The organism is Streptococcus oralis (genome assembly GCF_021497945.1).
GTDB lineage: Bacteria > Bacillota > Bacilli > Lactobacillales > Streptococcaceae > Streptococcus > Streptococcus oralis_BR.
In genome coordinates this window covers 1,771,913-1,786,019 of sequence record NZ_CP046524.1, presented here as the reverse complement: position 1 = coordinate 1,786,019, position 14,107 = coordinate 1,771,913, and the positions used below count along the sequence as shown (strand labels likewise).

General features: G+C 42.4%; 13 protein-coding genes. 7 read left to right on the top strand and 6 right to left on the bottom strand.

Annotated elements, in window-relative coordinates; genetic code table 11:
- Positions 1-10 precede the first annotated feature (10 nt).
- The 3 genes from GOM47_RS08915 (at position 11) to nrdI (ending at position 2,437) form a co-directional block, all read left to right on the top strand.
- Positions 11-1,297: a response regulator transcription factor gene (locus tag GOM47_RS08915; RefSeq protein WP_235080578.1), complete on the top strand. Its 1,287-nt coding sequence runs from the start codon at positions 11-13 to the stop codon at positions 1,295-1,297.
- Positions 1,298-1,356: 59 nt separating this feature from the next.
- Positions 1,357-1,890, top strand: a complete 534-nt coding sequence (locus GOM47_RS08910; RefSeq protein ID WP_235080577.1) for an ABC transporter permease — start codon at positions 1,357-1,359, stop codon at positions 1,888-1,890.
- A gap of 76 nt (positions 1,891-1,966) precedes the next feature.
- The gene (gene nrdI, locus GOM47_RS08905; protein WP_235080576.1) at positions 1,967-2,437 is read left to right on the top strand and encodes a class Ib ribonucleoside-diphosphate reductase assembly flavoprotein NrdI; all 471 of its coding nucleotides are present in this window, start codon (positions 1,967-1,969) and stop codon (positions 2,435-2,437) included.
- Positions 2,438-2,518: 81 nt separating this feature from the next.
- On the opposite strand, the gene GOM47_RS08900 is transcribed toward nrdI, so the two are convergent.
- The 3 genes from GOM47_RS08900 to argS form a co-directional block, all read right to left on the bottom strand.
- Positions 2,519-3,781 (bottom strand): NRAMP family divalent metal transporter, encoded by a 1,263-nt coding sequence (locus GOM47_RS08900; RefSeq protein WP_235080575.1) that lies wholly within the window; start codon positions 3,779-3,781, stop codon positions 2,519-2,521.
- Between the two features lie 197 nt (positions 3,782-3,978).
- The gene (locus GOM47_RS08895) at positions 3,979-4,224 is read right to left on the bottom strand and encodes a MarR family transcriptional regulator (RefSeq protein WP_235080574.1); all 246 of its coding nucleotides are present in this window, start codon (positions 4,222-4,224) and stop codon (positions 3,979-3,981) included.
- Positions 4,225-4,741: 517 nt separating this feature from the next.
- On the bottom strand, positions 4,742-6,430 hold the full coding sequence (argS, locus tag GOM47_RS08890; protein ID WP_235080573.1) for an arginine--tRNA ligase: 1,689 nt from the start codon (positions 6,428-6,430) through the stop codon (positions 4,742-4,744).
- A 147-nt stretch (positions 6,431-6,577) separates the two neighbouring features.
- Between argS and argR the strand changes: the two genes are divergently transcribed.
- Both argR and mutS read left to right on the top strand, forming a co-directional pair.
- Positions 6,578-7,024 carry an arginine repressor gene (argR, locus tag GOM47_RS08885; RefSeq protein ID WP_001227366.1) on the top strand — a complete coding sequence of 149 codons (447 nt, stop codon included), beginning with the start codon at positions 6,578-6,580 and terminating at the stop codon, positions 7,022-7,024.
- Between the two features lie 50 nt (positions 7,025-7,074).
- Positions 7,075-9,609 (top strand): DNA mismatch repair protein MutS, encoded by a 2,535-nt coding sequence (gene mutS / locus GOM47_RS08880; protein ID WP_235080572.1) that lies wholly within the window; start codon positions 7,075-7,077, stop codon positions 9,607-9,609.
- Positions 9,610-9,649: 40 nt separating this feature from the next.
- On the opposite strand, the gene GOM47_RS08875 is transcribed toward mutS, so the two are convergent.
- Complete coding sequence (locus GOM47_RS08875; RefSeq protein WP_235080571.1) at positions 9,650-10,108, bottom strand: DUF3021 domain-containing protein; 459 nt, start codon at positions 10,106-10,108, stop codon at positions 9,650-9,652.
- Positions 10,105-10,545, bottom strand: a complete 441-nt coding sequence (locus GOM47_RS08870; RefSeq protein ID WP_235080570.1) for a LytTR family DNA-binding domain-containing protein — start codon at positions 10,543-10,545, stop codon at positions 10,105-10,107. The genes GOM47_RS08875 and GOM47_RS08870 overlap by 4 nt, the downstream gene beginning before the upstream one ends.
- Positions 10,546-10,753: 208 nt before the next feature.
- Here GOM47_RS08870 and mutL point away from each other — a divergent pair, with 208 nt between their 5' ends.
- On the top strand, positions 10,754-12,703 hold the full coding sequence (gene mutL, locus GOM47_RS08865) for a DNA mismatch repair endonuclease MutL (protein WP_235080569.1): 1,950 nt from the start codon (positions 10,754-10,756) through the stop codon (positions 12,701-12,703).
- A gap of 152 nt (positions 12,704-12,855) precedes the next feature.
- On the opposite strand, the gene GOM47_RS08860 is transcribed toward mutL, so the two are convergent.
- Positions 12,856-13,356 (bottom strand): helix-turn-helix domain-containing protein, encoded by a 501-nt coding sequence (locus GOM47_RS08860; protein ID WP_235080568.1) that lies wholly within the window; start codon positions 13,354-13,356, stop codon positions 12,856-12,858.
- A 155-nt stretch (positions 13,357-13,511) separates the two neighbouring features.
- Here GOM47_RS08860 and ruvA point away from each other — a divergent pair, with 155 nt between their 5' ends.
- Positions 13,512-14,105 (top strand): Holliday junction branch migration protein RuvA, encoded by a 594-nt coding sequence (gene ruvA / locus GOM47_RS08855; RefSeq protein ID WP_235080567.1) that lies wholly within the window; start codon positions 13,512-13,514, stop codon positions 14,103-14,105.
- Positions 14,106-14,107 lie beyond the last annotated feature (2 nt).

Genomic DNA, 14,107 nt, shown 5'->3' with positions numbered 1-14,107 from the left:
AGGAAGGGAAATGTATAAAGTTTTATTAGTAGACGACGAGTATATGGTGACAGAGGGGCTCAAGCGATTAATCCCCTTTGAAAAATGGGATATGCAAGTCGTCGCAACAGCCAATCATGCTGATGATGCTTTAGACTATGTCAAGGAAAATCCAGTAGATGTGATTATTTCCGATGTCAACATGCCAGATAAGACCGGACTTGAGATGATTAGGGAAATGAAAGAGCTACTTCCAGATACCTATTATATCTTGCTGTCAGGTTATCAGGAGTTTGACTACGTCAAAAAAGCTATGAACCTTAGTGTCGTGGATTATCTGGTCAAGCCAGTAGATAAGGTGGAGTTGAGTCATCTATTAGAAAAAATTGCGAGACAGCTTCAGGAAAAGGTGGAGCAAAGCCAAACTCTCAGCCAAGAATTGGATGAGGCAGGATTTACCAACTATTTAGCAGGTAAAGACAGCTGGTGGATAGGTCTTTCAAAGGAAAAACAAGGATCTTTCACTATTCCTTACTATGTTTTAGGTCAAGACTGGCAGATTTTTATCTCTGATCAACCACTAGATGGAATCGTAGTAACGCCTTTTGAAGCACCCTACCAACAAGCCTTTGAAAAATGGAAGATCAACGCAGAAAAAGCCCTCTTTTACGGTTCTGTTAATCTAGAAAAATCCGAGAGTTTATTTGCTTATTACGAACCGATTTATCGCGTGATTATCCAAGGAAATATCAATCAAATCATTGAAGAATTGACCCTACTGGAGAAGGTTGTCTTAGAGAACACACCGCGCGTGGCCATTACCAAACAGCTCTTCACCCAGTTTGTTATGGATGTCTTCCACTTGTTTGAGCACTTAAAAGCGGATGATATGACCGAGATTGTCAAAGCCATCCATGCTATTAACTCCTTTAAAGAATTGGTTGCCTACATCAAAGAAACCTTGACTAAGTTCTTTGGCCAGTACCGCATGAATGAAAACGTGGTCAGTGTTCTGGAGGTGATTGGGCGTGATTATCAGAAAGAGCTCTCGCTTAAGGATATTAGCAAGGATCTCTTTATCAATCCTGTCTATCTCGGTCAGCTAATCAAAAGAGAAACCAACTCAACCTTCGCAGAATTGCTCAACAAACAGCGGATTAAGGCAGCGCAACAGCTCTTGCTTTCAACCAATGATAGTATTGAAGATGTTTGCTATGCTGTTGGTTACAGCAATGTTGGATATTTCTACAAGGTTTTCCGTAAATTGTGCGGAAAATCACCAAAAGCATACCGTAAACAAGTCGAGACAGGCCTGTAAGAATTGTATTTCTGTACGAAAAATGCTATAATGTCCAAAAGGATTTTTAGGAGGATAATATGAAAAAGAAACCAATTTATCTCTGGATTTTGTTAGTCCTATCAGCACTTATTTCTGCTTCGTCATTATTTGGCATCTTGGGCCCAGTCCCTAGCAAAGAAGTTCTTCGTGCGAGTCTATCTAATAGTGGGTCCCTTACTGCTCAGCAAATAGAAGACACGGTTAACTATACCTACCAAGTAACAGCGGCATCGCACTCAATTTTTAATGTAGTTTTGATTGTTTTATCTGCTATTTTAGTTGTGATAGCCTTTGTGTTCTTAGTTCGTAAAAACGTCCAATTTGCAAACTATGCTTATCTTGGCTATCTTTTGCTAGCGATTGTTGGTTTGGTCTATTCTTTTATGAACATTCAAGATGCAGTTCAATTAATCAAAGATGATACTCTAGGCTTAGGAATAGGTGCATTAGCAAAAGGAACCGTTATTTTGTTCATGATTATCAATGTCCTCTTTTTAGCTTTAGTCTTTTACAAGATGTGGCGCCAGCAAAAAGATTTGGCTGAAGAAGCCGAAGCAGAGGAAGTTGCCTAAGTATTGACAAAAGAGAACTATCAAGTTACAATCTTGGTAGTTCTTTTAATATCCAAAAATAAAAATCGAGGTCAATATGAAAAAAATATCCTTAGTTTATATCAGTTTGAGCGGGAATACGGAGAGTTTTGTAACCCGACTCAAGGACTATCTCTTGTCCCAGTACGAAGGGATTGAGGTCCAAAAAATCCATATCAAGGACCTAGTCAAGGAAGGTCAAGAATTCTTTGAAATGGAACATCCCTATATCGCTTTCTTGCCGACCTATCTAGAAGGTGGGAATGGTGTCGATAACGGCGATGTCGAGATTTTAACAACTCCACTGGGCGACTTTATCGCCTATGGAGACAATGCTAGTAAGTGTTTTGGGGTAGTTGGTTCTGGTAATCGTAATTTTAACAATCAATACTGTCTGACAGCCAAGCAGTATAGTCAGCGCTTTGGTTTCCCAGTTTTGGCTGATTTTGAAATGCGTGGTATGCTGGGAGATATTAAAAAGGTCGCAGCGATTATCGCGGACTTATATGGATTGGATTCAGAAAGTTAGAATAGTTCAAGTAGGCAGTTGGATTTTCTCAACTGCTTTTTGTGTATGCAAAAAGCACCCCATAAGGATGCCATTTATAAACTATCCTGCTTTTCCGATAGCAAGTGCATAGATAAAGAAGATAGCGAAGCCAAAGAGGAAAATCAATCCTGCGATAGCGAGGAGTTTTAGCCAAGAAGGAAGATTTTTATTTTCACCTGTGACCAACACATAGTTCAAAAGGGCAAAGAATGGTGTTGTAAGAAAAGATCCAATCATGGCGAAGCGGAGCATGGTTGAAACTTGACCGGCAAAGAACTTGATGATGACGATACCAATGATAGCTGTGATGGTCATCCAGATGTTCAAAGATTTACGATTATCCTCTTTTTGATTTGCTAAGAGTTGAAGGGAGGCCTGATTGACACGTGAATAGCCATCGATGACAGTAATTACTGTCCCAAAGATACAGAGGAAAGCGATGAAGGTAATCAAATATCGAGACCATTCGCCAAGGACAGAGGCATACATGCCCACAAATTGAGAAATGTATTTGGCTGAAGCGGCTTCAACTGCCTGTCCTGTAGGATATTGAATGAGTGCTCCTAGTGCCACAAAGAATACAGCTAGGATAGCAGTTCCAATGTAACCAACGTTAAAGTCGAAAAGAGCATCTTCTGTATTAAAGTTAACGGTTTTTTTCTTTTCGGCTGACCAAAGTGAGTTGATAGCTGAGATTTCAATAGGGGCAGGCATCCAGCCTAAGAGGGAAACGATAAAAGGGAGGGCCGCCATTTGCCAAGGTGTCTTTTCGACAAAATCAGAGCTGTATTCTGGATGCTTAATTGCTGCAATGATAACTGCAAGAACTGTTGCAATGGTCAAAGCAGACATAATCCATTTTGCCATACCATCCAATAGTTTGTAGCCACCAAAGAGTAGCATGGCCCAAATGACTGCAACAAGGATAAGGGACCATTGAGTGATGCTAAGACCAATCATTGGAAAGGCGCTAGCGATGATGGCTGAGCAAAGGATAGCGACTCCAGCTGTATTGACCATAGCAGAGAAGACATTGAGGACAAAGAAAATCCAGAGATAGAGTTTCCCTTTTTCGGCATAGCCTTCGACCAAGGTTTTACCAGTGTCGGCAGTATATTCGGCACCAAAACGGAAAAATGGATATTTAAAAACATTGGCCAAGATAACCAAGAGGAGTAGTGACCACCCATAAGAACCACCAGCTTGAGTAGAGGATACGATATGAGAACCTCCAACAGCAGCAGAAGCCATTAGGATTCCTGGTCCCATTGCCTTTAGTTTGCTTGCCCAGGTTGACTGGTTTGATAACGTAACTTGTGACATAATAAACACTCCTAATTTTGAATTTTCAGAATAATCTGAATAGATAGCTACTATTCTACAAAAAACTTAAAAGAAATGCAAGACTATTTTGAAAAAATATAGAAAATTACAGAAAAATCATATGAAAGATATGATTATCACAAGGAAATGGTATTGATGGGAGTAAAAAATCCGAGAAAAAAGCTTCTCGGATTCCCTTATTTCAGTTGCTCAGTGATTTCCTTAGAAAGCAGGAGTCCTAAACGGTAACCTTTATTGATGTAGTCAATCACATCATTGATATTTTCCGTTGTTTGGATCCGTTCGCGTATGTCTGTTTTGAAAGCTTCGTCCCTCAGAAGCTGTTCCTGAAGGAGTTGTCGAAGTTTTTCTTTTTCGTATTTATTGATGAGAAAAAGAACGACAAGGCTGATAAGAACTAAGATATAAGCATACTGGCTCATAAAATCTCTCCCGATTTGATAAAAAAGTTGATGACATAAGAAAAGCGAAAGAAATTTTCGCTTTTCAACTAAGTGATTAGACTAGCAGAACAGGTATCCGACAGATAAAACAAGACGGTCTTGACCTTTAACTGAAAAGTCTGTCCAATTCTAATGAAGACTAGTAAAGCGCCAAGCAAAAGTCCGTATAGGATTTGGCGTTAGTTATTTAGATCGCTTTGCAAGTAAGTAACTTGAAGATTACGACGTCTTTCAGTAGACATCGAAAACATTTCTATCGAAAGACTGGTAAAGCGTTTAGGCAATTCGTACGGGTTACGACGTTCTGGGACATAAATCGATAATATTTATGTCCCAGAACTAGTGAAGCGCCAAGCCAAATCACCATAGTTACGACGTCATGACCTCTAAATCGATTATATTTAGGGGTCATGACTAGTGAAGCAGTTAGCTAGTCCGCATAAAAGCGGCTAGCGTCTAACAATTAGGAACTTTAGTTCCAATTGTTAGTACTGAATCACATCTTCTCTGGTGCTTCTACTCCAAGCAAACGAAGGGCTTCTTTGAGAACAACAGCTGTTGCGTAGCTGAGGGCTAGGCGACTGTCGCGCTCTGGACTTTCATCCAAGATACGAGTGTGGGCATAGTATTTATTGAAGGCTTGAGCCAAGCTGATTGCATACTTGGCAATGAGCGATGGATCATAGTTAACAGATGCGCGTTTGATGACACGGGCAAAGTCTTGGAGAAGTTTGATAATTTCCCAGCTTTCAGCATCATTTAGACTGTAACTTGCTTGAGCATTTGGTTGGAAGCCTGCTTTTCTAAGTAGAGACTGAATACGAGCGTAAGCGTATTGGATGTATGGACCAGTCTCTCCTTCAAAGGAAACCATAGCTTCGAGGTCAAAGTCGTAACCATTTCGGCGGTCAGTCTTGAGGTCGTAGAATTTAACAGCTCCCACTCCGACAGCTTGAGCAACCTGTTCCTTGTTTTCGAGATCAGGATTTTTCGCTTCAATTTGTGCTTTAGCACGACTGATAGCTTCCTGAAGGGTAGGTTCGAGCAGGATGATATTTCCCTTACGAGTAGAGAGCTTTTGACGATTTTTGGTTACCAGACCGAAGTCTACGTGAATCATATCATCGCTCCAGTCAAATCCCATTTTTTTCAAGACGGCTTTTAACTGTTTAAAGTGGTTAGACTGTTCTTGACCAACTGCGTAGACATTTTTAACAAAATTGTAAGTACGTGCACGGTAGATAGCTGTCGCAATGTCACGTGTGATGTAGAGGGTTGCACCGTCAGATTTCTTAATCATAGCAGGTGGAAGTTCAACATCATCGAGGTTGACAATGCTAGCTCCGCGTGACTCCTCTAGCAAACCTTTTTCTTCAAGGATTTGCACGGCTTCGTCCATCTTGTCATTATAGAAGGCCTCCCCGTTTAAGCTATCAAATTCAACATTCAACAGTTTGTAAATGCGGTTGAACTCAACCAAACTTTCATCACGGAACCACTGCCAAAGTTGAGTTGCTTCTGGATCGCCATCTTCCAATTTTTTAAACCAGAGACGTCCTTCATCATCAAGAGCTGGGTCATCTTCGATTTCAGCATTGATGCGAACGTACAATTTTAACAATTCGTCAATTGGATTAGCTTCTACGGCTTCCTTACTTCCCCATTTTTTATAAGCAACCATGAGAAGACCAAACTGTTTACCCCAGTCTCCAAGGTGGTTGATTTTAATAGTGTTGTAGCCCATTTTCTTAAAGATATTAGAAAGAGCATCTCCGATAACAGTTGAACGTAAGTGACCTACTGAGAAAGGTTTTGCGATGTTTGGACTTGATAGGTCAATCGTGATATTTTGCTCTTGGCCTTCCGTTTGTTGAGCGTAGTCAGATCCTTTTTCGATGATCTCTTTGATAACTGCTCCAGAAATGGCAGATTTATCAAGGAAGAAGTTGACGTAAGGACCAGTTGCAACAACTTTTTCAAAGGCTTGGCTGTTGATTTTTTCAGCGATTTCAGCAGCAATTATTTGAGGGGCTTTGCGTTCGACTTTTGCAAGTGAGAAAGCAGGAAAAGCGATATCTCCCATGTCAGAGTTTTTTGGTTGTTCTAGTAAATTTAAAATAGCCTCTTGATCTAGGCTATCAATGACGCTAGCCAATTCACTAGCAATCAGTTTTTTTGTACTCATAAGTAGGCTCCTTTTGGACTTTTATTCTATTTTATCATAAATTTAGTGAAAGAAGAAAGATTTTTTTGAATTATTCAGTTTTTTTGGTATAATTATATCTAAAAATAAACCCGAAATCGGTTATAAATATTCATGTAAGAGGTTGATATGAGAAAAAAAGAACGGCACCAGTTGATTAAAAAGATGATCACTGAGGAAAAACTAGCTACACAAAAGGATATCCAAGATCGCCTAGAAGTTCGGAATGTCTTTGTGACGCAAACGACCTTGTCTCGCGACCTGCGCGAGATCGGCTTGATCAAGGTTAAGAAAAATGGTATGGTGTATTATGTGCTAGCGAATGAAACAGAAAAGATTGATTTGGTAGAGTTTTTGTCGCATCATCTAGAAGGGGTTGCGAGAGCAGAGTTTACTTTGGTACTTCATACCAAGCTGGGAGAAGCGGCCGTGTTAGCAAATATTGTTGATGAAAATAAGGACGAGGCGATTTTAGGGACGGTTGCTGGTGCCAATACCTTACTGGTTATTTGTCGAGACCAGCATGTTGCCAAGCTCATGGAAGAGCGTTTGCTAGATTTGATGAAGGATAAATAGGGTTTTGGGACTTGTTCCCAAGCCTTATTTTTGACAAGGAGAGAGCCAATATGACGACAGAAAAACTATCACCTGGTATGCAGCAGTATGTGGATATTAAAAAGCAATATCCAGATGCTTTTTTGCTCTTTCGGATGGGTGATTTTTATGAGCTGTTTTATGAAGATGCGGTCAATGCGGCGCAGATTTTAGAGATTTCACTGACCAGTCGTAATAAAAATGCAGAAAATCCGATACCCATGGCAGGCGTTCCCTATCATTCTGCCCAGCAGTATATCGATGTTCTGATTGAGCAGGGCTATAAGGTAGCCATAGCCGAGCAGATGGAGGATCCCAAACAAGCGGTTGGGGTTGTCAAGCGAGAGGTGGTTCAGGTCATCACCCCCGGTACAGTGGTTGATAGTAGTAAGCCCGATAGTCAGAACAATTTCTTGGTTGCCTTAGATCGTGATGGCAATCAATTTGGCTTGGCTTATATGGATCTAGTGACAGGTGATTTTTATGTGACAGGTTTATTGGATTTTACTCTCGTTTGTGGGGAAATCCGTAACCTCAAGGCTCGAGAAGTGGTGCTGGGTTATGACTTGTCTGAGGAAGAAGAACAAATCCTCAGCCGTCAGATGAATCTGGTACTTTCTTATGAAAAAGAAGCCTTTGAGGACCTTCATTTACTGGATTCACGACTGGCAGCTGTGGAGCAAGCGGCAGCTAGTAAGCTCCTCCAGTATGTTCACCGGACCCAGATGCGGGAATTGAACCACCTCAAACCTGTTATCCGCTATGAAATCAAAGATTTCTTGCAGATGGATTATGCTACTAAGGCTAGTTTGGATTTGGTTGAGAATGCCCGTTCAGGCAAGAAGCAAGGCAGTCTTTTCTGGCTTTTGGATGAAACCAAAACGGCTATGGGTATGCGGCTCTTACGTTCTTGGATTCATCGTCCCTTGATTGATAAGGAGCGAATCGTCCAGCGTCAAGAGGTGGTGCAGGTCTTTCTTGACCACTTCTTTGAGCGTAGTGATTTAACGGACAGTCTCAAAGGTGTTTATGATATCGAACGCTTGGCTAGTCGGGTTTCTTTTGGCAAGACCAATCCCAAGGATCTCTTGCAGTTAGCTACTACATTGTCTAGTGTGCCACGTATTCGAGCAATATTAGAAGGGATGGAGCAACCTGCTCTAGCCTATCTCATCGAACAGTTGGATGGAATCCCTGAGTTGGAGAGCTTGATTAGCGCAGCGATTGCTCCTGAGGCTCCTCATGTGATTACGGAAGGTGGCATTATCCGAACGGGATTTGATGAGACTTTGGATAAATACCGTCGAGTGCTCAGAGAAGGGACCAGTTGGATTGCAGAGATTGAGGCTAAGGAGAGAGAAAACTCTGGTATCAGCACGCTCAAGATTGACTACAATAAAAAAGATGGCTACTATTTCCATGTGACCAATTCGCAACTGGGGAATGTGCCAGCCCACTTTTTCCGCAAGGCAACGCTGAAAAACTCGGAACGCTTTGGGACTGAGGAATTGGCCCGTATCGAGGGGGATATGTTGGAGGCGCGTGAGAAGTCAGCCAACCTAGAGTACGAAATTTTTATGCGTATCCGAGAGGAAGTCAGTAAGTATATCCAGCGTTTGCAGGCTCTAGCCCAAGGAATTGCGACGATTGATGTTTTGCAAAGTCTGGCGGTTGTAGCTGAAACCCAGCATTTGATTCGACCTGAGTTCGGTGACGACTCACAAATCGCTATCCAGAAAGGTCGCCATGCTGTCGTCGAAAAGGTCATGGGAGCGCAGACCTATATTCCAAATACGATTCAGATGTCAGAAGATACCAGCATTCAACTGATTACGGGACCCAACATGAGCGGGAAGTCCACCTATATGCGCCAACTAGCCATGATGGCGGTTATGGCCCAGATGGGTTCCTATGTTCCTGCTGAGAGCGCCTACTTACCGATTTTTGATGCCATCTTTACCCGTATCGGAGCGGCAGATGACTTGGTTTCAGGTCAATCAACCTTCATGGTGGAGATGATGGAGGCCAACAATGCCATTTCGCATGCGACCAAGAATTCCTTGATTCTCTTTGATGAGTTAGGTCGAGGAACTGCGACTTATGATGGGATGGCTCTTGCCCAGTCCATCATCGAATACATTCATGAACATATCGGAGCCAAAACCCTCTTTGCGACCCACTACCATGAGTTGACCAGTCTGGAGTCTAGCTTGGAACACTTGGTCAATGTTCATGTGGCAACCTTGGAGCAGGATGGGCAGGTTACCTTCCTTCACAAGATCGAACCAGGACCAGCTGACAAATCCTACGGTATCCATGTTGCTAAGATTGCTGGTTTACCAGCAGAACTTTTAGCAAGGGCGGATAAGATTTTGACCCAGCTAGAGAATCAAGGAACAGAAAGTCCAGCTCCAATGAGGCAAACAAGTGCCGTTACGGAACAGATTTCACTCTTTGATACGCCAGCAGAACATCCTATCCTAGCAGAATTAGCTCAGCTGGATGTGTACAATATGACGCCTATGCAAGCTATGAATGTCTTAGTTGAGTTCAAACAAAAATTATAAAAAAATCCCACTCATGCATTTGTGAGTGGGTTTTTCTCTATTACTTTTTATGGGCCAAAAGTTGATTGATGTGGTCTACTTTTTTAGCTTCTCTTTTATAGAGAATAGCCCAGATGATGAGGTAGACAATCGCAAACTCTGGAATGAGCTGGAGATAGAAGGTCCAGTGGAAGGGGAACCAACCAGCCAGAGTTGCCAGTGGAACAAAGCCAGCCAGCATGAGGAAGAAATGGGAAAGTGTGGCACGGAGCAAGCTCCAGTCACGGCTGAATAAGCGACTGCCAAAGCTAAAGAGAATACCGATGGATGACCAGATGATCGTGCAGTAGAGTAAGACAAGGGCACCGTGAACTTGATGTTGAAGCATCACTTGGCCGATTAGAGAATCGGAACTCAGTGGGGCGTAGGTACTTGGTGCATAAATGAGTGAAAAGATGATAGAGAGGATGAGGCCGATGAGGACACCAGCAGCTGCGTCGTGAAAGATTTGTTTTTTCATAGTTCTAATTTCTCCTTGATGGTTTTTAGGTAACGGCGTGAAGAGTAGGTGAAGCTTTCGTTTTTTAAGAAAATTTCAACCAGACCGTTGGGCGTGAGCTTGAGATGAGAGATGGAATCGATATTGACGATTTCAGATTGGGAAATTTGGATAAAAGTGGTCGGCAGAATTTCAAGAACCTGATAGAGTCGCAAATCAATGCTGTAGGTCTGACTTGCCGTTTCTGCTAGAACCTTCCGATTCTCTATATAAAAGCGCTGAATCTTACTAATCTTAACTAGATAGACCTGATCTTCAATCTTTCCTTTGATTTTTTCCTTTTGGTCAAGATTTTCTGCGAACTCGACGACTTTCTGGACTTTTTCGGTTGATTTAGGTGCTTGGACAATCAGCTTTTCCTCCTTGTAAGTCTCATTAATCTGTAGTTCTACTTTCATAAATTTCCCTCCTTACATTTCATACAAAATTGTGATCACTTCCTGTACACCTTTATTAAACACTATTTTACGACCCATGGCAAGGGACTTTGTCTATGTGGAGATATTTAGAGTCTATGTGGTATTTGCTTTTTCTGATAGCATCTGAAATATGGTATAATAGCACTAATCAATTTCTAGGAAAATAGATACAGAAAGGGGCTGAAAGATGTCTCATATTATTGAATTACCAGAGGTGCTGGCAAACCAGATTGCGGCAGGGGAGGTTATCGAACGTCCTGCTAGTGTGGTCAAAGAGTTGGTAGAAAATGCCATTGACGCCGGTTCTAGCCAGATTATCATTGAGATCGAGGAAGCTGGACTCAAGAAAATCCAAATCACTGATAATGGTCATGGAATTGCCCACGATGAGGTGGAATTGGCCTTGCGTCGCCATGCGACCAGTAAGATAAAAAATCAAGCAGACCTCTTTCGGATTCGGACGCTCGGCTTTCGAGGTGAAGCTCTGCCCTCTATCGCTTCTGTTAGTGTGCTGACTCTGTTGACGGCAGTAGATGGTGCGAGTCATGGGACCAAGCTCGTTGCGCGTGGGGGAGAAGTTGAGGAAGTCATCCCAGCGACTAGTCCTGTGGGGACCAAAGTTTGTGTGGAGGACCTCTTTTTCAACACACCTGCCCGCCTCAAGTATATGAAGAGCCAGCAAGCGGAGCTGTCTCATATCATTGATATTGTCAACCGTCTGGGCTTGGCCCATCCTGAGATTTCCTTCAGTTTGATTAGTGATGGCAAGGAAATGACGCGGACAGCAGGGACTGGTCAACTACGCCAAGCCATCGCAGGGATTTACGGTTTGGCGAGTGCCAAGAAGATGATTGAAATTGAGAACTCTGACTTAGATTTCGAAATTACAGGTTTTGTGTCTCTGCCTGAGTTAACCCGAGCAAATCGTAACTATATCAGCCTCTTCATCAATGGCCGTTATATCAAGAACTTCTTGCTCAATCGCGCTATTCTTGACGGTTATGGAAGCAAGCTTATGGTAGGTCGCTTTCCACTGGCTGTCATTCACATCCATATCGATCCTTATCTGGCTGATGTCAATGTCCATCCAACCAAACAAGAAGTGCGGATTTCCAAGGAAAAAGAGCTGATGGCGCTGGTTTCAGAAGCTATTTCTAACAGTCTCAAGGAGCAAGCCTTGATACCAGATGCCTTGGAGAATCTTGCCAAGTCGACCGTGCGCAATCGTCAAAAGGTGGAGCAAACTACTCTCCCGCTCAAAGAAAATACGCTCTACTATGAAAAAACAGAACTCTCAAGACCTAGTCAAGCTGAGGTTGCTGATCATCAGGTTGAATTAACTGAGGAAGGAAAAGATTTGACCTTATTTGCCAAGGAAACCTTGGACCAGTTGACCAAGCCAGGAAAGCTCCATTTTGCAGAGAGAAAGCCGGCTAGCTATGACCAACTAGATCATCCAGAGTTAGATCTTGCTAGCATCGATAAGGCTTATGACAAGCTGGAGCGAGAAGAAGCATCCAGCTTCCCAGAGTTGGAGTTTTTCGGACAGATGCATGGGACTTATCTCTTTGCCCAAGGGCGAGATGGACTTTACATCATAGATCAGCACGCTGCTCAGGAACGAGTCAAGTATGAGGAATACCGTGAGAGTATTGGTAATGTTGACCAGAGCCAGCAGCAACTCCTAGTGCCCTACATCTTTGAATTCCCAGCGGATGATGCCCTTCGTCTCAGGGAAAGAATGCCTCTCTTAGAGGAAGTGGGCGTCTTTCTAGCAGAGTATGGAGAAAATCAATTTATCCTGCGTGAACATCCTATTTGGATGGCAGAAGAAGAGATTGAGTCAGGCATCTATGAGATGTGCGACATGCTGCTCTTGACCAAGGAAGTTTCGATTAAGAAATACCGAGCAGAGCTGGCCATCATGATGTCTTGTAAGCGGTCGATCAAGGCCAACCATCGTATCGATGACCATTCAGCTCGACAGCTCCTTTATCAGCTCTCCCAATGTGACAATCCCTATAACTGTCCACATGGACGTCCTGTTTTGGTGCATTTTACCAAGTCAGACATGGAAAAAATGTTCCGACGCATTCAGGAAAATCATACGAGCCTACGAGAGTTGGGGAAATATTAAGAACACAAAAAGCCTTTGTTCTTTTAGAACAAGGCTTTTTAGTTTTTCTAAGGTAGGAACTTTGATTGGACTTGGGCAAGTTGACACGAGGTTTACACTTGCTTGACAAGACCAGTCCTATAGAAAGTGTTGTGAAAACTGAACTAGGTGATTCAAGGTTTCGTAGAGTTGTCTTGGTTTGAAGGATTCTCAAGACCAATCACTTTATCAAGATAACGTTGTTTGGTTTTGAGAGCCTTGTTGATAGCAACTGCTGAAGCAATCAAGAGAATGAAGATCAGCCAAATCCAGGCAGTGAATTCGGCTGGGAAACTAGAACCGGCTAAAAAGAGATAGATAGCCAGAGCCAATACGAAAATATAAATCACTTGCCAGAGACCAAAGGATTTAACCTCTTTATAGTATTTGTCCTTGTCTTCCTCCAAGCTCACTTCTGTGGAAGCTTTTTCAGAGTTTTCATCTAGTAGTAGATAGTCAGTTGTCACTTGAAAAATCTTACTTAATTCAATGATTTTTTCGATTTCAGGAAGGACTTGTCCAGATTCCCATTTTGAGATGCTTTGCCGAGAAACATTGATTTGTTCTGCTAGCTTTTCCTGGGACCAACCTTTTTCCTTTCTAAGCTCAAATAGTTTTTCTGCGAGTTTCATCATTCTACCCTCCTTTTCCTACCTCTATCCTAACAATTTTTACTTATAATGAGAATACAATCTCCTGTGCTATTTGTCAACCAGAGGTTGCACCTTTTGTTGCAGTCTGTCTTGGGGGAATATGGTATACTAGATAGGCAAAATAATGGAGAAAAATTATGTACGAATATTTAAAAGGAATCATTACTAAAATCACTGCTAAATATATTGTCCTAGAGGCCAATGGTATCGGTTATATCTTGCATGTAGCTAATCCCTATGCTTACTCAGGTCAGGTTAATCAAGAGACCCAAATTTATGTGCATCAAGTTGTCCGTGAGGACGCCCATCTGCTTTACGGTTTTCGATCAGAAGATGAGAAGAAGCTCTTTCTTAGTCTGATCTCGGTCTCAGGGATTGGTCCTGTATCAGCTCTTGCTATTATCGCAGCCGATGACAATGCTGGCTTGGTTCAGGCGATCGAGACTAAGAACATTACCTACTTGACTAAGTTCCCTAAAATTGGCAAGAAGACAGCTCAGCAGATGGTGCTAGACTTGGAAGGTAAGGTAGTTGTGGCTAGTGATGACCTTCCTGCCAAGGAGGCAGTGCAAACCAGCGCTGAAAACCAAGAACTGGAAGAAGCTATGGAAGCCATGTTGGCATTGGGCTACAAGGCAACTGAACTCAAGAAGATCAAGAAATTCTTTGAAGGAACGACAGATACAGCTGAGAACTATATCAAGTCAGCCCTTAAGATGTTGGTGAAATAGGA